The 21,189-nt window shown below is 70.1% G+C and carries 19 protein-coding genes; 1 reads left to right on the top strand and 18 read right to left on the bottom strand.

Features of this window, described 5'->3' with window-relative positions:
* Positions 1 to 21 precede the first annotated feature (21 nt).
* The 13 genes from AC1DP3_RS03905 to rpe all read right to left on the bottom strand — a co-directional run bounded on the left by AC1DP3_RS03905 (position 22) and on the right by rpe (position 13,983).
* The gene (locus AC1DP3_RS03905; RefSeq protein ID WP_477291468.1) at positions 22 to 1,488 is read right to left on the bottom strand and encodes a glutamate synthase subunit beta; all 1,467 of its coding nucleotides are present in this window, start codon (positions 1,486 to 1,488) and stop codon (positions 22 to 24) included.
* The gene (gltB, locus tag AC1DP3_RS03910; RefSeq protein WP_477291469.1) at positions 1,481 to 6,064 is read right to left on the bottom strand and encodes a glutamate synthase large subunit; all 4,584 of its coding nucleotides are present in this window, start codon (positions 6,062 to 6,064) and stop codon (positions 1,481 to 1,483) included. Before gltB ends, AC1DP3_RS03905 begins: the two co-directional genes overlap by 8 nt.
* Positions 6,065 to 6,144: 80 nt before the next feature.
* Positions 6,145 to 7,143: a prolipoprotein diacylglyceryl transferase gene (gene lgt / locus AC1DP3_RS03915; RefSeq protein WP_477291471.1), complete on the bottom strand. Its 999-nt coding sequence runs from the start codon at positions 7,141 to 7,143 to the stop codon at positions 6,145 to 6,147.
* 48 nt (positions 7,144 to 7,191) lie between these two features.
* Complete coding sequence (gene trpA, locus AC1DP3_RS03920; RefSeq protein ID WP_477291473.1) at positions 7,192 to 8,001, bottom strand: tryptophan synthase subunit alpha; 810 nt, start codon at positions 7,999 to 8,001, stop codon at positions 7,192 to 7,194.
* Positions 7,998 to 9,200, bottom strand: a complete 1,203-nt coding sequence (gene trpB, locus AC1DP3_RS03925) for a tryptophan synthase subunit beta (RefSeq protein ID WP_477291873.1) — start codon at positions 9,198 to 9,200, stop codon at positions 7,998 to 8,000. Before trpB ends, trpA begins: the two co-directional genes overlap by 4 nt.
* 50 nt (positions 9,201 to 9,250) lie before the next feature.
* Positions 9,251 to 10,060 (bottom strand): indole-3-glycerol phosphate synthase TrpC, encoded by an 810-nt coding sequence (trpC, locus tag AC1DP3_RS03930; protein WP_477291475.1) that lies wholly within the window; start codon positions 10,058 to 10,060, stop codon positions 9,251 to 9,253.
* Between the two features lie 2 nt (positions 10,061 to 10,062).
* Entirely contained in the window at positions 10,063 to 10,293 is a 231-nt protein-coding gene (locus AC1DP3_RS03935; protein ID WP_477291476.1) for a DUF6704 family protein, read from the bottom strand.
* Positions 10,294 to 10,326: 33 nt separating this feature from the next.
* A complete protein-coding gene (locus AC1DP3_RS03940) occupies positions 10,327 to 10,935 on the bottom strand; it encodes a Trp biosynthesis-associated membrane protein (protein WP_477291478.1) in 609 nt (202 codons plus the stop codon).
* Positions 10,932 to 11,291: a phosphoribosyl-AMP cyclohydrolase gene (hisI, locus tag AC1DP3_RS03945; protein WP_477291480.1), complete on the bottom strand. Its 360-nt coding sequence runs from the start codon at positions 11,289 to 11,291 to the stop codon at positions 10,932 to 10,934. Before hisI ends, AC1DP3_RS03940 begins: the two co-directional genes overlap by 4 nt.
* A complete protein-coding gene (hisF, locus tag AC1DP3_RS03950) occupies positions 11,288 to 12,079 on the bottom strand; it encodes an imidazole glycerol phosphate synthase subunit HisF (protein WP_477291482.1) in 792 nt (263 codons plus the stop codon). The genes hisI and hisF overlap by 4 nt, the downstream gene beginning before the upstream one ends.
* Positions 12,079 to 12,921, bottom strand: a complete 843-nt coding sequence (gene hisG / locus AC1DP3_RS03955; RefSeq protein WP_477291484.1) for an ATP phosphoribosyltransferase — start codon at positions 12,919 to 12,921, stop codon at positions 12,079 to 12,081. The genes hisF and hisG overlap by 1 nt, the downstream gene beginning before the upstream one ends.
* Before the next feature lie 44 nt (positions 12,922 to 12,965).
* Positions 12,966 to 13,229 carry a phosphoribosyl-ATP diphosphatase gene (locus AC1DP3_RS03960; RefSeq protein WP_477291486.1) on the bottom strand — a complete coding sequence of 88 codons (264 nt, stop codon included), beginning with the start codon at positions 13,227 to 13,229 and terminating at the stop codon, positions 12,966 to 12,968.
* Positions 13,230 to 13,302: 73 nt separating this feature from the next.
* The gene (gene rpe / locus AC1DP3_RS03965) at positions 13,303 to 13,983 is read right to left on the bottom strand and encodes a ribulose-phosphate 3-epimerase (RefSeq protein WP_477291488.1); all 681 of its coding nucleotides are present in this window, start codon (positions 13,981 to 13,983) and stop codon (positions 13,303 to 13,305) included.
* A gap of 20 nt (positions 13,984 to 14,003) precedes the next feature.
* On the opposite strand from rpe, the gene glsA reads away from it, so the two are divergent.
* Entirely contained in the window at positions 14,004 to 15,200 is a 1,197-nt protein-coding gene (gene glsA, locus AC1DP3_RS03970) for a glutaminase A (protein WP_477291490.1), read from the top strand.
* On the opposite strand, the gene AC1DP3_RS03975 is transcribed toward glsA, so the two are convergent.
* The 5 genes from AC1DP3_RS03975 to rpoZ all read right to left on the bottom strand — a co-directional run bounded on the left by AC1DP3_RS03975 (position 15,197) and on the right by rpoZ (position 21,134).
* Positions 15,197 to 16,561, bottom strand: a complete 1,365-nt coding sequence (locus AC1DP3_RS03975) for an RsmB/NOP family class I SAM-dependent RNA methyltransferase (RefSeq protein WP_477291492.1) — start codon at positions 16,559 to 16,561, stop codon at positions 15,197 to 15,199. The genes glsA and AC1DP3_RS03975 overlap by 4 nt on opposite strands.
* The gene (fmt, locus tag AC1DP3_RS03980) at positions 16,558 to 17,478 is read right to left on the bottom strand and encodes a methionyl-tRNA formyltransferase (protein ID WP_477291494.1); all 921 of its coding nucleotides are present in this window, start codon (positions 17,476 to 17,478) and stop codon (positions 16,558 to 16,560) included. Before fmt ends, AC1DP3_RS03975 begins: the two co-directional genes overlap by 4 nt.
* 8 nt (positions 17,479 to 17,486) lie before the next feature.
* Positions 17,487 to 19,481 carry a primosomal protein N' family DNA-binding protein gene (locus AC1DP3_RS03985; RefSeq protein ID WP_477291496.1) on the bottom strand — a complete coding sequence of 665 codons (1,995 nt, stop codon included), beginning with the start codon at positions 19,479 to 19,481 and terminating at the stop codon, positions 17,487 to 17,489.
* Positions 19,482 to 19,571: 90 nt separating this feature from the next.
* On the bottom strand, positions 19,572 to 20,765 hold the full coding sequence (gene metK, locus AC1DP3_RS03990; RefSeq protein ID WP_477291498.1) for a methionine adenosyltransferase: 1,194 nt from the start codon (positions 20,763 to 20,765) through the stop codon (positions 19,572 to 19,574).
* A gap of 96 nt (positions 20,766 to 20,861) precedes the next feature.
* Positions 20,862 to 21,134: a DNA-directed RNA polymerase subunit omega gene (gene rpoZ / locus AC1DP3_RS03995; RefSeq protein WP_477291500.1), complete on the bottom strand. Its 273-nt coding sequence runs from the start codon at positions 21,132 to 21,134 to the stop codon at positions 20,862 to 20,864.
* Positions 21,135 to 21,189 lie beyond the last annotated feature (55 nt).

Raw genomic sequence — 21,189 nt, forward strand, 5'->3', positions numbered from 1 at the left:
CCGGAATCGACCTCAGCCAGACTACGCGGGCTGAAGTCCGATCGCGACATCGGTCGCGCGGACGGGGGCGGGAAGGGATGTGGATCCCATGAGGTACGCGTCGGCGTGCGCAGCTGCCGCACGGCCTTCGGCGATGGCCCAGACGATGAGCGACTGGCCGCGACCCGCGTCGCCGGCCACGAACACGCCGGGGACGGTCGAGTGGAAGTCGTCCTGCCGCTCGACGTTGCCGCGGCTCGTGAACTGCGTGCCGAGCTGCTCCTCGAGCTGCGTGCGCTCGGGTCCGGTGAAGCCCATCGCAATCAGCACGAGGTCTGCGGGGATCTCGCGATCGGTGCCGCTCTTGGGAACACGGCGTCCGTCGACGAACTCGGTCTCGGCGACGCGCAGTGCGCGCACCTCACCCGCTCCGTTGCCGAGGAACTCGACTGTCGACGCGAGGTACGAGCGCTCACCGCCCTCTTCGTGGGCGGACTGCACCTCGAAGAGCGTCGGCGACGTGGGCCACGGCTGGTGGTCCGGACGCTCGCCGGGTGGGCGGCGGCCGATCGCCAGGTTCGTGACGCTGAGCGCGCCCTGGCGGTGTGCCGTGCCGATGCAGTCCGCGCCGGTGTCGCCACCGCCGATCACGATGACGTGCTTCCCCGCTGCCGAGATCTGGTTGGGAACCGAGTCGCCGGCCGTCGCGTGGTTGGACTCGACGAGGTACTCCATCGCGAAATGCACGCCGGCGAGGTCGCGCCCGGGAATCGGCAGCTCGCGGGGCACAGTGGCACCGGTTGCCACGATGACCGCGTCGTAGCGTGCGCGCAGGTCGCTCCAGGAGATGTCCTTGCCGACGGCGACGCCGGCGCGGAAGCGAGTCCCCTCGTCCTGCATCTGACGCAGACGCGCCTCGAGGTGCCGCTTCTCCATCTTGAAGTCCGGGATGCCGTAGCGCAGCAGTCCGCCGATCCGGTCGTCGCGCTCGAAGACGGCGACGGTGTGACCGGCACGCGTGAGCTGCTGCGCGGCAGCGAGCCCTGCGGGCCCCGATCCGACCACGGCGACGGTCTTGCCCGTCAGACGCCCGGGCGGTTCCGGCTCGACCCAGCCGTGGCCGAACGCCTCGTCGATGATCGAGACCTCGATCTGCTTGATCGTGACGGCGGGCTGGTTGATGCCGAGCACGCACGCGCTCTCGCACGGGGCAGGGCAGAGACGGCCGGTGAACTCCGGGAAGTTGTTCGTGGCGTGCAGTCGCTCGATGGCAGCACGGCCCTCGCCGCGCCACGTGAGGTCGTTCCACTCCGGGATGAGGTTGCCCAGCGGGCATCCCTTGTGGCAGAACGGCACGCCGCAGTCCATGCATCGCCCGGCCTGGCGGCGCAGCACCGCGGAATCCCCGGGTTCGTACACCTCTTTCCAGTCCATGATGCGTACCGGCACCGGGCGGCGAGGCGGAAGCTCGCGCTCGGTGACCTTCAGAAAGCCTTTCGGGTCAGCCACCCGTCACCTCCAGGATGCGTGTCCACACGACGTCCCCATCGGGGTCGAGACCTTCCGCGACCGCCGACTGGCGGGTCTGCAGGACGGCCGCGTAGTCGCGGGGAAGAACACGGACGAAGTCGTCGAGGACCGATTCGAAGTCCTCGAGCAGGGATGCCGCGAGAGCGGAGCCGGTCTCGGCGACGTGCTGGGTCAGCAGGTCGCGGAGGATCTCCGCATCGCCGGACCCGAGCTCGCCGAGCACGAGTTCGCCGGCGGCGAGGGCCTCGCGATTCACGAGTGCCCGATCGAGCTTGTGGATGTAGGCCATCCCGCCGGACATGCCGGCGCCGAGGTTGCGGCCCGTCTTCCCGAGGATGACGGCGAGGCCGCCGGTCATGTACTCGAGCGCGTGGTCGCCCACGCCCTCGACGACCGCTGTCGCCCCGGAGTTGCGCACGAAGAACCTCTCGCCCACCACGCCGCTGAGGAACATCGTGCCCTGGGTGGCGCCGTAGCCGATCACGTTGCCCGCGATGACGTTCTCGGATGCCGCGAACGTCGCGCCGCGCGGAGGCCGGACCACGATCTGGCCGCCGGAGAGACCCTTGCCGACGTAGTCGTTCGAGTCGCCCTCGAGACGGAGGGTGATGCCGGCCGGCATGAACGCGCCGAAGGACTGCCCGGCCGAGCCGGTCAGGTTCACCACGATGGAGCCAGACGGAAGGCCGTTCTGACCGTGCGCCCGTGTGACGTGATGACCGAGCATCGTGCCGACGGCCCGCTCCGTGTTGCGGATCGGCAGGTCGATGACGATCTCGCCGCCGTGCGCGATGACGTCCTGCGCGCGCTCGATGAGCTGCACGTCGAAATGGTCCTCGAGCTCGTGCTCCTGGTCGCGTCCGTGCCGGCGCGGCTCGTCCTCCGCGAACGCGGGACCCTCGAGCACCGGCGACAGGTCGAGGCCGCTGGCCTTCCAGTGATCCACGGCTCCGTCGATGTCGAGGAGCTCCACGTGCCCGATCGCCTCGTCGAGCGATCGGAAGCCCAGCTCTGCGAGATATTCGCGCACCTCCTGGGCGATGAACTCCATGAAGTTCACGACGAACTCGGGCTTGCCGTTGAAGCGCGAGCGCAGCACCGGGTTCTGCGTCGCAACGCCGACGGGGCAGGTGTCGAGATGGCACACGCGCATCATGATGCAGCCCGAGACGACGAGCGGTGCCGTCGCGAAGCCGAATTCCTCGGCGCCCAGCAGCGCGCCGATGATGACGTCTCGGCCGGTCTTGAGCTGTCCGTCCACCTGGACGACCACGCGGTCGCGCATGCCGTTGAGCATGAGCGTCTGCTGCGTCTCGGCGAGGCCGAGCTCCCACGGTGTGCCGGCGTGCTTGAGCGAGTTCAGCGGGCTCGCTCCGGTGCCGCCGTCGTGCCCCGAGACGAGGATCACGTCGGCCAGCGCCTTCGCGGTGCCAGCGGCGACGGCCCCGATCCCCGACTGGCTCACGAGCTTGACGTGCACGCGTGCCTGGGGGTTTGCGCGCTTCAAGTCGAAGATGAGCTGCTTGAGGTCTTCGATGGAGTAGATGTCGTGGTGCGGAGGGGGCGAGATGAGTCCCACACCCGCCGTCGCGTGCCGGGTGCGGGCGACCCAGGGATACACCTTGGTAGGCGGCAGCTGTCCGCCCTCACCGGGCTTGGCGCCCTGCGCGAGCTTGATCTGGATGTCGTCCGACTGCGTCAGGTACAGGCTCGTCACGCCGAAGCGCCCCGACGCGACCTGCTTGATCGAGCTCCGCCGCTCGGGATCGAGAAGACGGTCGACGTCCTCCCCGCCCTCGCCGGTGTTCGACTTGCCGCCGATCCGGTTCATCGCGATGGCGAGCGTCTCATGCGCTTCCTTCGAGATGGAGCCGTAGCTCATCGCCCCGGTGGAGAAGCGCCGCACGATCGAGGCGACGGACTCGACGTCGTCGATCGGAACCGCAGGACGCGTGCCCGTGCGCAGCTTGAAGAGCCCGCGGAGGGTCTTCAGCTCGCTGGCCTGGTCGTCGACGAGCTTCGTGTACTCGCGGAAGATGTCGTACCGGCGGGTGCGCGTGGCGTGCTGCAGGCGGAAGACCGTGTCGGGGTTGAACAGGTGCGGCGAGCCGTCGCGTCGCCACTGGTACTCCCCGCCCGTCCACAGGCGCTCGTGCGCGCGGACCGCGGCGTCTTCGGGGTAGGCGTAGGCATGACGTGCGGCGTTCTCAGACGCGATGACGTCGAGCCCCACTCCCCCGAGCTTGGTCTCGGTGCCCGTGAAGTACTTGTCGACGAAGTCCTGGGAGAGGCCGATCGCCTCGAACACCTGAGCTCCGGCGTACGACGACACGGTCGAGATCCCCATCTTGGACATGATCTTCAGGACGCCCTTGCCGAGCGCGTAGATCAGGTTCCTGACGGCCTTCTCCGGCGCGATGCCGGTGATGAATCCCGCCCGGACGAGGTACTCGACCGTCTCCATCGCAAGGTAGGGATTGACGGCGGATGCCCCGTACCCGATGAGCGTCGCGACATGGTGCACTTCGCGCACATCGCCTGTCTCGACGACGAGGCCCACCTTCATGCGGGTCTCGTTGCGGATGAGGTGATGGTGCACCGCGGCGAGCATGAGGAGCGACGGGATGGGCGCGAGGTCCTTGTTGGAGTCGCGGTCGCTCAGCACGATGAACTCGGCGCCGTCCTCGATCGCCTGGTCGACCTCCTGGCACATCTGGGCGAGCCGCTTCTGCATACCCTTGTGACCGGCTTCGACCCGGTAAAGGCCACGGATGGTGACAGAAGTGCGACCCGGAAGCGCCGTGTCGATGTGCTGGATCTTCGCGAGCTCGTCGTTGTCGATCACCGGGAAGTCGAGCGTCACGGTGCGCGTGTGGTCCGCGCCGGACGACAGCAGGTTGCGCTCGGGGCCGAGACCGAGCGAGAGCGAGGTCACCACCTCTTCGCGGATGGAGTCGAGCGGCGGGTTCGTGACCTGCGCGAACTGCTGGGTGAAGTAGTCGAACAGCAGGCGCGGACGGTCGCTGAGCACCGCCACGGGTGTGTCGCTTCCCATGGCGCCGAGAGGCTCCGCACCGTTCTGACCCATCGGAGTCAGCAGGATGCGCACCTCCTCCTCGGTGTAGCCGAAGGTCCGCTGGCGGCGGGTGATCGAGGCGATCGGGTGCACGATGTGCTCGCGCTCGGGGAGGTCGGAGAGGCGCACGCGACCCGCGTCGAGCCATTCCTGCCACGGCTCGAGCTCGCTGAGCTGCTTCTTGATCTCTTCGTCCTCGATGATGCGGCGCTGCGCCGTGTCGACGAGGAACATGCGGCCGGGGCGCAGACGGCCGCGCCGCTTGATGCGCGCGGGCTCGAAGTCCAGCACACCGGTCTCGCTGCCGATGACGATGAGGCCATCGGTCGTCTCGGTCCACCGGCCGGGACGAAGACCGTTGCGGTCGAGCGTCGCGCCGACGAGCGTTCCATCCGTGAAGATGAGGGCCGCGGGACCGTCCCACGGCTCCATCTGCATGGAGTGATAGTCGTAGAACGCGCGGAGCTTGGGGTCGATGTCGACCTGCTTCTCGTACGCCTCGGGGACCATCATCATGATGGCATGCGGCAGGCTGCGGCCCGTCAGGGTCAGCAGCTCGAGGACCTCGTCGAACGAGGCCGAGTCGCTCGCGCCCTTCGTGCAGATGGGCAGCAGGGGGCGCATGTCGCCCAGCAGCTCCGATTCGAGCTGCGACTGACGCGCCCGCATCCAATTCCGGTTGCCGTTGACGGTGTTGATCTCGCCGTTGTGGGCGAGCATCCGCAGCGGCTGCGCGAGCGGCCAGGACGGGAAGGTGTTGGTCGAGTAGCGCGAGTGCACCACAGCCAGCTCGGACATGAAGCGGTCGTCCGACAGATCTGGATAGAACGGCTCGAGCTGGAGCGTCGTCACCATGCCCTTGTAGCCGAGGGTCCGGCTCGACAGCGACACGAAGTAGGCGTCGAGCTCGCGACGCGCCCGCTTGCGCAGGCGGTATACCCGGCGGTCCAGCTCGACGCCCGACAGCGCCGGAGCATCGCCGACCGCGGGGCGAGAGACGAAGACCTGCTCGAACACCGGGCGCGCCGCACGTGCCAGCTTGCCCAGGTTCTCGTCCTCGGTCGGAACCTCGCGCCAGCCGAGCAGCACGAGGTTCTCGCTCAGGGCGATCTGCTCGATTCCGGCCTTCTGCGCCGCGCGCTCCTCGTCATCGACGGGGAGGAACACCATGCCGGCCGCGTACTCGCCGACAGGGGGGAGCTCGAAGTCCACGACGGCGCGGAGGAAGGCATCCGGCATCTGCGTCAGGATTCCTGCGCCGTCACCGGTGCCCGCGTCCGACCCGATCGCTCCGCGGTGCTCGAGGTTGCGCAGCGCCGTCAGCGCCAGCGCGATGATGTCGTGGCCGGGTTCGCCGCGGAGCGTGGCGACCATCGCCAGACCGCACGCGTCCTTCTCGAAGGCAGGGTTGTACATCCCCTGCTTCTGCGGAAGGCCGGGAAGGCCCGAACCAGGGTTTTGACGGGGGCTCGAAGCCATACCGACCGTCCTCACTTGATGCTCACAATGGGACGACGTCGGCCCGGTACTAGCTGGATTGCACAGAGCGTGCAGAAGGGTTACTTGGCGGCGACTGTGCTTGTGGCGGTGCCCTCGGCGGCTGCGTCGGCGGGTGGTTCGCTGACGTCGACGTAGTCGCTCGTTCCCTGTGATTCTACATTGCGATCAGTGGCCCGCCCCTCGGGCGTCCACTCGCGGCCTGTGACGTAGGGTGACGGCTCGAGCCCCGTGTGCCGGCGCTTCTGCACGATCAGGATCACGAGTCCCAGCAGCACGCCGAAGATCGCGGCCCAGACGTTGGTGCGCAGGCCGAAGTAGATCTCGCTCGGGTCGATGCGGATCGACTCCCAGACGATGCGGCCCCCGCTGTACCAGATGAGGTAGAGGCCGAACAGGCGGCCCCACTGCAGGACGAAGCGCCGGCCCGCCCACAGGAGCACGACGACTCCGAGGGTGTTCCAGATGACCTCGTAGAGGAAAGTGGGGTGGAAGAGCGTGCCGGGCGCGAGACCGGCCGGGAAGGCCGGGTTGTCGCTGTCGATCTCGAGACCCCACGGCACGTCGGTCGGCAGTCCGAACAGCTCCTGGTTGAACCAGTTGCCGAACCGGCCGATCGCCTGCGCGAGGAGGAGTCCGGGGGCCAGTGCGTCCGCGAAGGTCGTGAACCGGATGCCGGTCCACCGGCAGCCGAGCCAGGCGCCGATCGCGCCGCCGATGAGGGCGCCGTAGATCGCGATGCCGCCCTCCCAGATCCGGAAGACCGCGGTGAAGTCGCTTCCCTCCCCGAAGTAGAAGCCCGGGTGGGTCGCGACGTGATAGATCCGGGCGCCGATGATCGCGAGCGGAACGGCGAGCAGCGCGATGTCGATGACCACCCACGGCTCGGCTCCGCGCTTGGTGAGCCGGCGGTTCGTCATCAGCGTCGCGATGATGATCCCGGCGATGATGCACAGCGCGTAGTAGTGGATCGTCAGGTTCCACGTGAAGACGTTGATCGTGAACGAGCTCACGGGCGGGCTCGGGATGCTGGTGACGACGTCGATTGCGGCGCGGATCATGCTGGTCCTTCGAGTGGGGATCGCCGGCATGGAGCCGGCTTGAGAAGTCTAGGCGGGGTGCGCCGCGCCCGCCGCAAGGGTCCGCGTGGTCTCGGCCAGGCCTTCCAGGCCGCCGTCTCGAAGCGCGCGCACCAGAGCGGTGCCGACGATCGCACCATCTGCGTAGTCCAGCACCCCCGAGATCTGCTGGGCCGTCGAGATGCCGATCCCGACGCAGGCGCGGATGCGGCCGTCGGGTGCCGCGCCGGCGTGCTCGCGGAGGCGCCCGACCAGGGTGCGGGCGGCGGCATCGAGCTCTGCTCGCTCCCCCGTGATGCCCATCGTCGAGACGGTGTAGATGAAGCCCGTGGAGTTGCGCACGATGAGCTCGAGCCGCTCGTCGGTGGAGGTCGGCGCCGCCAGGAAGACGCGGTCGAGACCGGTCCTGCTGCTGGCGGCGATCCAGTCCTCCGCGGCGTCGGGCGTGATGTCCGGCGTGATCAGCCCCGCTCCCCCGGCGGCGAGGAGGTCATCGGCGTAGCGGTCGACCCCGTACTGAGCGACGGGATTCCAGTACGTCATCACGAGGATCGGGACGTCCACGCGCCGGGCGATCTCGCGCACTGCGACGAAGGTGTCGCGGATGCGGAAGCCGCCGGCGAGGGCCGCTTGCGTCGCCTCCTGGATGATCGCGCCGTCCATCACGGGATCCGAGTACGGCGGTCCGAGCTCCAGGATGTCCACGCCGTTCTCAGCGAGGGCCACTGCAGCGTCGATGCTGGTCTGCAGGTCGGGGAAGCCGAGCGGCAGGTATCCCACGAAGACCCCTCGTCCGTCGGCGCGGGCGGCGTCGATCGCGGCGGCCACGCGCGAGGTCACAGCTCGACCCCTTCACCGGTCGCTGCGTCATCGGCCGGGGGCACGTCGACGATGGGTTCGGCGTCGTACAGGTCGAAGTAGCGGGCGGCGGTGTCCATGTCCTTGTCGCCTCGGCCCGAGAGGCAGATCGCCAGGACGGCATCCGGACCCATGTCACGGCCGAGCCGCAGGGCCCCTGCCAGCGCGTGCGCCGACTCGATCGCCGGGATGATCCCCTCGGTCTCGCTGAGCAGACGCAGAGCCTGCATCGCCTCGTCGTCGGTCGCCGGTATGTACTCCGCACGGCCGATCGATGCGAGCCATGCGTGCTCCGGCCCGACGCCCGGGTAGTCCAGGCCCGCCGAGATCGAGTGCGACTCGATCGTCTGCCCGTCCTCGTCCTGCAGGACGAAGGTGCGGGCGCCGTGCAGCACGCCGGGGCGGCCGCGCTCGATGGAGGCGGCGTGACGAGGAGTGTCGACGCCGTCCCCGGCCGCCTCGACTCCGTACAGCCGCACGTCTTCGTCATCGAGGAACGCGTCGAACATGCCGATCGCGTTCGAGCCGCCGCCGACGCAGGCGATGACGGCATCCGGAAGCCGCCCGATCTCGTCGAGCAGCTGCTCTCGAGCCTCTTCGCCGATGATCTTCTGGAAGTCGCGGACCATCGCCGGGAAAGGATGCGGCCCGGCGGCCGTGCCGAAGATGTAGTTCGTCGTCTCGACGGTCGCGACCCAGTCGCGATACGCGTCGTTGATGGCGTCCTTCAGCGTGCGGGAGCCCGTCTTCACGGGGATGACCTCGGCGCCGAGGAGCCGCATGCGAGCGACGTTGAGCGCCTGGCGCTCCGTGTCGACCTCCCCCATGTAGATCGTGCAGTCGAAGCCGAACAGCGCAGCCGCGGTGGCGGTGGCGACTCCGTGCTGGCCCGCACCGGTCTCGGCGATCACGCGTGTCTTTCCGAGTCGCTTGGTGAGAAGCGCCTGCCCGAGCACGTTGTTGATCTTGTGGGATCCGGTGTGGTTGAGGTCCTCCCGCTTGAGGAAGACGCGTGCGCCCCCCGCATGGGCGGCGAAGCGCGGCACCTCGGTCAGGATCGAGGGGCGGCCGGCATAAGAGCTCAGCAGCTTCGCGAATTCGTCCCGGAACGCGGGGTCGACGATGGCATCCTCATACACCGCGGTGAGCTCGTCGATCGCGGCGATGAGGGATTCCGGCATGTACCTGCCGCCGAACTCGCCGAAGAACGGTCCGGTCGCCTCGCGCAGCGTCACTTCGAATCCTTCCGGTCGCTCAGCGCATCGGATGCGCCCGCATCCAGGAATGCGCCGAGGGTGGCGACGGGGTCGCCGGTCACCAGCGCCTCGCCGATGAGCACGACGTCCGCTCCCGCCGCGCGATAGTGCGCCACGTCCGCAGGGGTGAGAACCGCGGACTCCGCGATCTTCACGGCATCGGACGGGATGCTGCCCGCCAGGCGGCCGAACAGATCGCGGTCGAGCTGGAAGGTCGACAGGTCGCGGGCGTTCACGCCGATGAGCCGGGCGCCGACGTCGGCGGCCCGCGACACCTCGTCGGCCGAGTGCGTCTCGACGAGCGGAGTCATGCCCAGCTCGAGGGTCAGCGCGTGCAGGCGTGCGAGGACGTCCTGGTCGAGCGCCGCGACGATGAGGAGGACGAGGTCGGCGCCGGACGCGCGGGCCTCGAGCACCTGGTACTCGGTTGCGATGAAGTCCTTGCGGAGGACCGGCAGTGCGACCGCGCCCTTCACGGCCTCCAGGTCAGCCAGGCTTCCCTTGAAGCGACGTCCCTCGGTGAGCACCGAGATCGCAGACGCACCGCCGCGCTCGTAGAGCCCCGCCTGCAGGGCGGGGTCGGGGATCTCGGCGAGGTCGCCGCGCGAGGGACTCGCGCGCTTCACCTCGGCGATGATCTTCACACGGTCGGCCGGGGCCAGGGCGGCGAGGGCGTCACGAGCCGGAGCCTGCGCGAGAGCAGCGGCCTCGACCAGCGCCGTCGGGCGCGCGAGCGCGCGGGTCCCGGCATCCTCAACCGCGCCGGCCGTGAGGTCGGCGAGCATGGTCAGTGCTCTTTCGAGACGTACTTCGGGCCGTTGGCGCCGTAGCCGGCCTTGGCCATGCCCCAGCCGACGAGCAGTCCGACGACGAGCAGGACCGCCGACGCGACCACCATGACGGGGACATCGAGGAAGAAGAAGAACGTGCCGACGGCCACCGCGATGAGCATGATCACAACGGCCGTCCATGCGGCGGGCGAGTGTCCGTGGCCGGGGTCGCCGATGGGGTGGCTCATGGGTCTCCTTCGAAGTGCGCGGGCTCGGTCAGTCTATCGAACGGTGGGGTCGTCGCCACGCGACAGGTCGTCCCACGAATCGATCGCGTCGTGGGGTCGGGATGCCGCGGCCGGGGACGCTGCCGACCCGCGGGGAGCGGCATCCGCCTCATACCGCCGGCCGCTCCCCCGCCAGCGGCGGCCGGTCGCGAGGGTGAACAGGCCGGCGGCGAGCAGGACGATCCACGCGACGAGGGTGACGGCGGGCCACGGCGTGCGGCCGATGGTGGCGACGATCCCCCCGACGGCCTCGGCACCGGTGAGCCCGGTCGCGGTCGTGACTGTTGCGGCGACGGCGGCGATGGGCGGCGCGAGGACGATCTGCGCGGTCAGCACACCCAGCACCACCGCGATCACGACGGTGAGTGCGCCGAACACGTACCGGAGGACGAGCCCGACGATCGACAGCGCGCCTCCCAGTGCGAGCACCGCGAGGCTCAGCGGCGCGAGGACGGGGATCGCAGCCGCTCCCGGCACCGGCAGAGCCTCGCCCGCGCCTTCGGTCAGCACCACGGTGAGCCAGGTCTGCGTCGACGAGATGATGCCGAGCGCTCCGGCGAGCACCGTGGCGGCGACGGCCAGGAGACGCGCGCGGGCCGTCATAGCTCCGGGCCGGGCACGGGATCGAGGTCGTCGGCGTCGAAGCACGTGCGCGTCCCGGTGTGACAGGCGGGGCCGACCTGCTCGACGGTCAGGAGGATCGCATCGCCGTCGCAGTCCAGCCGGGCGCCGCGGACCACCTGGATGTTGCCGGAGGTGTCGCCCTTGCGCCAGTACTCCTGGCGCGAGCGCGACCAGAACGTGACGCGGCCCTCGGTCAGCGTGCGGCGCAGCGCCTCGGCATCCATCCATCCGAGCATGAGGACCTCGAGCGTGTCCCACTGCTGGACGATGGCCGCGACGAGGCCATCGGCATTGAAGGCGACGCGAGCGATGCGGGCGTCCAGCGCCTCGGTCATGACAGGACTCCCGTCTCGCGCACGGCGATGCCATCGGACACCAGCGCGGACTTGACGTCGCCGACCGTGAGCTGGCCGGAGTGGAAGACGGATGCCGCCAGCACGGCGTCCGCGCCCGCGCGGATCGCCGGGGGGAAGTGCTCGACCGAACCCGCGCCGCCGGAGGCGATGACGGGGACGCTCGAGATCTCGCGCATGAGCGAGACGAGCTCGAGGTCGAAACCTTCTCGGGTGCCGTCCGCGTCGATCGAGTTGACGAGGAGCTCGCCGGCTCCGCGTTCGATCGCCTCCCGGGCCCAGGCCAGGGCGTCGAGGGTCGTCTCGGTCCGGCCGCCGTGCGTCGTGACGACGAAGCCGGAGGGCGCGTGCTCCGAAGGCGTCGAGACGCGCTTGACGTCGAGCGACAGCACGAGCACCTGGGCCCCGAACCGGTCGGCGATCTCATCGAGGAGGGCCGGGCGGGCGATCGCGGCGGAGTTCACGCCGATCTTGTCGGCGCCCACCGCGAGCAGGCGCGCGACATCGTCGGCCGAGCGCACGCCACCGCCGACCGTCAGCGGGATGAAGACCTCCTCGGCCGTGCGGCGCACGACGTCGTACGTGGTGGAGCGCTCGTCGACGGTGGCCGTCACGTCGAGGAAGGTGATCTCGTCGGCGCCCTGGTCGAAGTAGAGCCGTGCGAGCTCGACGGGGTCGCCCATGTCCCGCAGGTTCGCGAAATTGATGCCTTTGACCACGCGGCCGCCCGCGACGTCAAGACACGGGATGACGCGGCACACGAGGCTCATCAGAGCCTCGCGTTGTGGATCGCGCTCACCAGGATCGCGCGCGCGCCGATCGCGTACAGGGCGTCCATGACCTGGTTGACCCCCTTGCGCGGGCTCATCACCCGAACGGCGACCCACGCCGGATCCCGCAGCGGCGAGATGGTGGGCGACTCGATGCCCGGGGCCAGCGCGACCGCCGCGTCGACGAGGTCGGCCGGAAGGTCATAGTCGATGAGCACGTACCGGCGCGCGACCATCACTCCACGCAGGCGGCGCAGGAGCGTTTCGGTGCCCTCGACCTCCACGGGAGCGCCGATCAGCACAGCCTCGGACTGAAGGATCACCGGACCGAAGATCTCGAGCCCGGCCTGGCGGAGGGTCGTGCCGGTCTCGACGACGTCGGCGATGGCATCCGCCACACCGAGACGGACGGCCGATTCGACGGCCCCGTCCAGCGGCACGAGATCCGCTGCGACGTCGTGCTCGTCCAGGAAGCGGTCGACGAGCCCCGGGTACGACGTCGCGATGCGAACGCCCTCGAGGTCGGCCACCTCGGCGAAGCGTCCGGGAGGGGCGGCGAAGCGGAAGGTGGATGCCGCGAACCCGAGCGCCTCGATCTCCCGCGCGCCGGGCATCCGGGCATCCAGCAGAAGGTCGCGACCGGTGATGCCGACGTCCAGGGCGCCCGACCCGACGTAGGTCGCGATGTCCTTCGGGCGCAGGTAGAAGAACTCGACCTCGTTCTGCGGGTCGATGACGTGCAGGTCCTTGGGGTCGCGACGACCCACATAGCCGGCCTCGGAGAGCATCTCCGCGGCGGTTTCGGCGAGCGAGCCCTTGTTGGGCACAGCGATTCGCAGCATGACGGGGGCTTTCGGTTCGTAAGCGGCGGAGGTCGGGGCGGCGCTCAGAGATGTCGGTAGACGTCGGCGAGCGACAGGCCCTTCGAGATCATGAGCACCTGCAGGTGGTACAGCAGCTGCGAGATCTCTTCGGCCGCGGCATCCGTCGACTCGTACTCGGCCGCCATCCAGACCTCGGCGGCCTCTTCGACGATCTTCTTGCCGATCGCGTGCACACCCGCGTCGAGCTGGGCGATGGTGCCCGAGCCGTCGGGGCGCTCGACCGCTTTGGCGGTGAGCTCGGCGAACAGCTCGTCGAAGGTCTTCACCGGTCCAGGTTACCGGGCCGGGCGGACCCTTCGCCTCGCGGTCGCTCGCGAGCGCTGCGCGCTCGGGGCGGGATCAGTGGCGGTGGGCAGCGAGCCCGCGCAGGGCGGCGATCGCGGCATCGGGATCGGCCGCGCCGAACACGGCGGATCCCGCGACGAAAGTGTCGGCGCCCGCTTCGGCCGCCTGCGCGATCGTCGATTCCCCGATGCCGCCGTCGACCTGCAGCCACACCGAGGAGCCGCGCCTGCGTGCCTCGTCGGCGAGCAGGCGGAGCTTGGGCATCGTCTCCGGCATGAACGACTGGCCGCCGAAACCGGGCTCGACGGTCATGACGAGGATCTGATCGAACTCGTCGAGGACGTCGAAGAGACTGTCGACGGGGGTTGCGGGCTTGACGGCGACGCCGGCGCGGGCGCCCATCGCACGGAGCATGCGCGCCAGGGCGACCGGCTCGGTCGCGGCTTCGAGATGGAACGTCACGGACGCCGCGCCCAGTTCGGCATAGCCCGGTGCCCAGCGCTCGGGGTCATCGATCATGAGGTGCACGTCGAGCGGCACGGGACTGGTGGCCTGGATCCGCTCCACCATCTGCGGGCCGAACGTCAGATTCGGGACGAAGTGATTGTCCATGACGTCCACGTGGACGAAGTCCGCGCCCGCGATCCGTGCCAGGTCCTGCTGCATGTTGACGAAGTCGGCGGCGAGGATGCTGGGGTTGATCCGGACGCTGTCCTCGACGTCGGCGCGCTGCATCCGTCCATTATGGTCGAGCCGTGGACCCCATCACCGCGCTGCTCGACGAGGTGCTCGCCGAGACCCGACCTCGTCGGGAAGGGGCTCCGGCCTCGTACATCCCGGAACTCGCGGATGCCGATCCGGAGCTGCTGGCCCTCGCGGTCGTCGGCCCCCGGGGACGCATCCGCTCGGTCGGCGATGAGGACGCGGAATTCACCATCCAGTCGATCTCGAAGCCCTTCGTGCTCGCGCTTGCGCTGGCCGAGCATGGCCTGACCGAAGTGATGAAGCACGTCGGCACTGAGCCGAGCGGTGAGCCGTTCAACGCGATCAGCCTCGAGAAGGGGACGGGTCGCCCGGCGAATCCGCTGATCAACGCGGGCGCGATCGCGACGACGTCGCTCATCCCCGGTGCCGACATCGACGAGCGCACCGGCCGTGTCGTCGAGATCCTGTCGGCCTTCGCGGGTCGATCGCTGTGGGTCGACGAGGACGTGTACCGGTCGGAATCGACCACCGGAGACCGCAACAGAGCGCTCGGTCACCTGCTGCGCTCGCACGGCGTGCTCCGCGGGCCCGTCGACCTGACCGTGGAGACGTACTTCCGCCAGTGCTCGGTGCTCGTGACCGTCCGCGACCTCGCCGTCATGGCCGGGACGCTCGCGTTCGGGGGCATGAATCCCGCCACCGGCGACCGAGTGGTCAGCGAGCGCGTCGCGCGCGACGTGATCTCGATCATGGCGGGCTGCGGCATGTACGACTTCTCGGGGGAATGGATGCTGAGGGTCGGGCTGCCGGCGAAGAGCGGCGTCAGCGGAGGGGTCCTCGCCGTCGCGCCCTCGCAGTTCGGTGTCGCGGCGTTCAGCCCGCGCCTGGACGGACACGGCAACAGCGTGCGCGGAAGCGCCATCGTGCAGACCCTCTCGGAGCGGTTCGGCATGCATCTGCTCGAGCCGCACGAGAGCATCTCGGACCCTGCCGTGCGGGTGGAGAGCACCCCGTCGGGCCGGGTCATCCGCATCGGCGGCGAACTGGGCCTGGCGGGCGCCGAGCGGCTGCTCGCCCTGCTCCGGGAGTTCGCGGAGAAGTCTCCCGCCGGGGCCGAGCTGCTGGTCGACACGAGCGAGATCGCCCGCAGCCATCCGCACGCGATCGGCGTGCTCGAAGCGGAGCTGGCGGCGCTGCCGCCCGGCATCCGCTTCCTGGATGACCCGGACGAGCTGGCTGCGCGCTAGACCCGTCGCAGGAGGGTGATCGACATCGCATCGGTGTTGTGCCGATGAGGCCACAGCTGTGCACGGAGGGACCCGTCGGACTGCTCCGGAAGGCGGGGATCGGTCGCGGCGATGCCGGCGATCACGGCCCGCGCGTCGAGCTCCTCGATGTTCTCGCCGAACGCCCGGCGGACCTCGGCGACCACACCCGCCGTCTCGGCGAGGTGCGGCGAGCACGTGACGTACGCGACGATCCCGCCGGGGCGCACGGCGACGATCGCCGCGGTGAGCAGCGCGGTCTGCAGCTCGGTGAGCGACGGCACGTCGGCCGGCGACTTGCGCCAGCGGGCCTCGGGGCGCCGGCGGAGCGCACCCAGGCCCGTGCACGGCGCATCGACGAGGATGCGGTCGTAGGTCGCAGGACTTGCGGCGGCCCTGACCAGCCCGTCCATCTCGGAGACGGGAACGTCAAGGGGAACGCCCTCGACGGCGCGACGCACGAGGCCGGCCCTCGCCGGAGAGATCTCGTTGGCCTCGAGCAGCGCGCCGCCTGCGAGGGCCTCCGCGGCGAGCACCGCGGTCTTTCCGCCAGGGCCGGCGCAGAGGTCGAGCCATCGCTCCCCCGGCCGGATCGGCTCAGCACGCGTCAAGGCGAGGGCGGCGAGCTGGGAGCCCTCGTCCTGCACGCGCACACGGCCATCCGAGCCCGTGACGAGAGACTCGGGGTCTCCCCCGGCGAGGCGGAACCCCATCGGCGAGTACGGGGTGTGCCGGGCATCCGCGGGAACCTCGGCAAGACCCGGGAGGGCGACCATCGTGACTCGCGGCGACGCGTTGTCGGCCGTCAGGAGCGCCTCGAGCTCATCGGCGCGACCCTCGGCGGCCAGGGCACGCCGGAACGCTCGCACGACCCAGACGGGGTGCGAGTACACGAGTCCGAGCCGCTCGTCGTCGGACCTCGCCGACTGCTCGACGCGCGTCATCCAATCGCCCGGAGTGTCGCGGGAGATACGCCGCAGGACGGCGTTCACGAAGCCCGTGGCGCCGCGCCCGGACCCGCGCACGAGCTCCACCGATTCGTGCACGGCGGCATGGGAGGCCACGCGCGTCGAGAGCAGCTGGTGCGTTCCGAGCCGAAGCGCATCCACGACGGCCGGATCGATGTCGTGGATCGGACGGTCGGCGGCGATGGAGATGACGGCGTCGTAGGTGCCCGACCGGCGAAGCGTGCCGTACGTGAGCTCGGTCGCGAGGGCGGCATCCGCCGTGGAGAGTCGAGCACGCTCGATCGCGGAGGGAAGGAGGAGATTGGCGTACGCGTCGGACTCGTAGACAGCCCGCAGGACGTCGTACGCGACGCGGCGTGGTGCGCTTGCGCTCATGAGGCGATGACCTTCCCTTCGACGCGAAGGCCGCGCCACCAGTCGGCCGCGCGCATGGCGCCCTTGCCGGCCGGCTGGACCAGATTCACGATGATGGGCTGCGATGAGGTGCCGGCGTGGATCTCGCGGCCCACCGCCGTCAGCTCTCCGGGAGCCAGTCTCAGCGCGTCCGCCGGGGCGGGTGAGACATCCAGGAGCTTCAGCCGGGCTCCGTCGACGGTGGTATGCGCCCCCGGCTCGGGCGTCACACCTCGGATTCTCCCGAGGACCGCCTCCCGGGGCTCATTCCATCGGATGCGGCCGTCTTCGAGGGTCAGTTTGGGTGCGGTGGAGATCTCTCCGACCTGAGCGGACGAGGTGGCCGTGCCGGCGGCGATCCCATCCACCACCTGGGCGACCAGGTCCGCACCTCGCTGGGCGAGATCGGCGAGCAGCTCTCCGGCTGTCGCTTCGGGCGTCGGCATCCTCAGCTGCGCGAAGACGGCTCCTGCGTCGAGTTCGGGGACGAGCTGGAAGACCGCCGCTCCGGTCTCGGCATCACCTGCGATCAGCGCCCGCTGTACGGGGGCCGCGCCTCGCCACCGCGGCAGCAGCGAGAAGTGCAGATTGATCCACCCGTGCTCGGGCGTGGACAGGAGCGGCTCACGCACCAGCCCCCCGTACGCCACGATGACGCCCAGGTCGGGGTCGAGCGCGCGGATCGCGTCGGTCACGGCCGCATCGAGGCGGTCCGCTTTGATGATCGGGATGCCGAGCTCCGCGGCGGCCTGCGCCACCGGCGACGGCGTCAGCACGCGCTTGCGTCCGAGAGGCGCGTCCGTGCGCGTGACGACGGCGACGACGTCATGGGCGGATGCGGCGAGCAGCCGGAGGGTGGGGACCGCGGCATCCGGGGTCCCCGCGAAGACGAGGCGCATAGGGATCCTCACAGGTCGAGATCGGGCACGTCGACCCGCACTCTGAGTGTATTGCGCGCGCCGGGGGCTCTTCCCCTGGCGGCTTTGCGGGCCCGGAGCGCCGCGGCGATCACCGAGGCGCGGAGGCTCTCGGTGATCCGCGAGCCCCGTGCGTAGTCGAAGCGGACGAGCGCACGGACCGTGTCGTCGCCGATCGCGACCGGGCCGAGCACCCCGTCCGGTTCGAGATCGGCCACATTCTCGCGCAGCTCGGCAAGAGCTGCCGCGACGACTTTGGGGGGACCTTCGAGCGCCGCGACCCGGACGGCGGGCGGCATCCGGAGGGGGGTGCGGTCGGCCAGTTCGGAGCGGGCGTAGGCAGCCGGCGTCCAGGTGGCGAGGGCCCGGGCGACGCCGCCGGTCACGCCGACGAGGTGCACAGGAGCGCCCGGGGCGGCGAGGGCGGCCGCGTTCGTCCACCATCGCAGGCACGACTCTCCGATGCGCAGGTCTTCGGCGAGCAGCATCCGTTCGCCGTCGAGAAGGATGACCGCCCGATAGCCGCCCTCGGCGATCGGCTCGGCCCCTCTCGTCGCGATGACGAGGGCCGGTCGGCCGTCGACACGGAGGACCGGGTGATCGCCGTCCGCGACGATGACCCGGACCCCGGGGAATGCTCTTCCGAGCTCGTCGGCCGTCCGCTCACTGCCCGACGCGGCCATGCGCAGCCGGGTCGATTGGCAGTGCGGGCACGTCCAGGCGTTGGCCGGTCGCCCGCACCAGCCGCATTCGGGGACGGCGCCTGCCCGAGATGCCCGCAGCGGCCCGGCGCAGTGCGCGCACCGCGCCGGGCGCCGGCATTCCGCGCACAGCAGCACCGGCGCGTACCCCGGCCGCGCGACCTGCACCAGGACCGGACCGGTTCTCAGAGCTTCACGCGCCGCCGCGAACGCTGCGGACGGCACGCGGGCACCGCGAGACTCCCCCTCGCGCGTGGCGCTGAGCACCACTCTCGGGCTCGCGCGGCGTGCGGGCGGAAGATCCCGGACCCACCCGACGGCGACGAGACGCTCCACATCGGTCGTCCGCGTGTGTCCGGCGAACAGCAGGGCCGGGCCATCGAGCTCCTGGCGGACGAGCGCGGCGTCGCGCGCGTGGACCCCCGGGCTCAGCGGCTCGCCGAGGAGCGGATCGCCGTCGTCCCACACGGCGATGAGCCCGATGTCGTGGACCGGCGCATACACGGCCGACCGGCTGCCGATCACGACGCAGGGCACCGGAGCCAGTGTCTTCAGGAAGCCGGCATAGCGCAGGGGGGACGGCTGACGCGCGTCATGCCGCACGACGGCCCCATCGGGCACGCGACCCGCGAGCGCCTCCTCGAGCTGGGCCTGGTCGCGATGATCGGGGACGACGAGCACGGCGCTGCGGCCCTGGGCGAGCGTGGACACGGCGGCTGCGGCGAGGAGCTCGGCCCACGCGCCGACCCACATTTCCTCGGCGGGGGCCGCCGCCTCGAGGCGAACCGGGCGCGCCGGAGCTTCGAGAGAGACGCGGGCGCCTTCGGTGAGGCCATCCGCCAGCCCCGGGTAGGCGGCCAGCACCCCCGCCGCCCACTGCGCAGCGGCCGTCGGCACCGAGGGCGGCTCAGCCGGCGCCGCCGCCATCCAGGCCTTCTCGGCGCGCACCATCCGCTTGGGGATCACCACGCGCAGGATGTCGGACGCCGACCCCGCCGCCCGATCGGCCACACGCCGCGCGAGGGCATACAGCCGGCCGGGCAGGACGCGAACCGGCGACACGACCGATTCCAGCTCCGACAGCGGGCGGTCGCTCTCGTCGGGCTCGCCGAGCTCGACGAGGTAGCCGTCGACCACCCGGCCGGCGCTGCGCAGCGGCACGCGGACGCGCACGCCGGGCTGGGCATCCTGTTCCCACTCCGGCGGAATGGCGTAGTCGAACAGCCGGTCGAGCTGGGGCAGCGGGGAATCCAGAAGCACCCGCGCGACAGGACGAAGGCTCACTGCCGGTTCTCGAATCCGCGCAGGGACAGCGCCCCGTCCGCGGCAGCGCGGCGCGACGACACGTCGTCCGCGCGCAGACGCGCCGCCACGTCAGAGTCCGGCGGCCGCGCGGAGCTCCTCGACGCGGTCGGTGCGCTCCCACGTGAACTCGGGCAGTTCGCGACCGAAATGGCCGTACGCCGCCGTGCGTGCGTAGATCGGCCGCAGCAGGTCGAGCTGGTCGATGATCGCCTTGGGACGGAGATCGAAGACGCTCTGGATGGCCCGGGTGATGGTGTCGTCCGGCAGGTGCCCCGTGCCGAAGGATTCGACATACAGACCGACGGGGTTCGCCTTGCCGATCGCGTACGCGACCTGCACCTCGAGCCGATCGGCGAGCCCCGCGGCGACGGCGTTCTTCGCGACCCACCGCATCGCGTACGCAGCGGAGCGGTCGACCTTCGACGGGTCTTTGCCGCTGAAGGCGCCGCCTCCGTGCCGCGAGGCACCGCCGTACGTGTCGATGATGATCTTGCGGCCCGTCAGCCCGGCATCGCCCTTGGGGCCGCCCGTGACGAAGGGGCCGGCAGGGTTGATGTAGTACTTGACCGCCGGCAGATCGAGACCGGTCTGGGCGAGCACCGGATCGATGACCGCGGCGCGGACGCGCGCCTGCAGCTCTTCCTGCGAGATGTCGGGGCGGTGCTGTGTGGACAGCACGACCGACTCGACCGTCTTCGGCGTCGCGCCGTCGTATCCGAGCGTGACCTGGGTCTTGCCGTCGGGGCGGAGGAAGTCGAGCGAACCGTCCCGACGAGCCTCCGCGAGGCGCTCCGCGATGCGGTGCGCCGTCCAGATGGCCATCGGCATGAGCTGCGGCGTCTCGGTGGTCGCGTACCCGAACATGATGCCCTGGTCGCCCGCGCCCTGCAGATCGTGCGGATCCTCGGAGCCGTCTTCCCGACGCTCGAACGCCTTGTTCACGCCGGCGGCGATGTCGCTCGACTGCGCGCCGATCGAGACGCTGACTCCGCACGATTCGCCGTCGAAGCCGGTGTCGCTCGAGGTGTAGCCGATGCGGTTGACCACGTCACGGACGATCGCGGGGATCTCGACGTACGCACGAGTCGACACCTCGCCTGCGACATGGACGAGCCCGGTCGTGACCAGCGTCTCGACCGCGACACGACCCAGCGGATCTTCCCGGATGATCGCATCGAGGATGCTGTCCGAGATCTGGTCGCAGATCTTGTCGGGGTGCCCCTCGGTCACGGACTCCGAGGTGAACAGGCGCAGCTGAGTCATGAAGGCTCCAGGGTCGTGGCGAGGCGGGGCCGCACCAGTATGCACGCAGACTCCGACACCGCAGCGGCATGAGCCGCGCGGCGCAGCAGAACGACGTTACTCGGCGGAGCGGAGGCGGAGCTTGTCCTCGTTGATCTCGTGCAGCGCGATGGTGAGCGGCTTGTCCTCGACGGTGGAGTCGACCAGCGGGCCCACGTTGTCGAAGAGGTTTCCCTCGTGCAGGTCGGAGTAGTAGTCGTTGATCTGGCGCGCGCGCTTGGATGCGTAGATCACGAGGCCGTACTTCGAGATCGGCTCGCCGGCGGGGTCGAGCTTGCCCAGCAGGTTGTCGATGGGGGGGTCGATGATGCCCTGGTTGGATCCGGCCATGGGAACCTCCTGATTGGAAGCGGATGTGGTGGTAAGTCGATCGGCGCACGCCGCG

It is taken from the genome of Microbacterium sp. P5_B6, assembly GCF_056400345.1.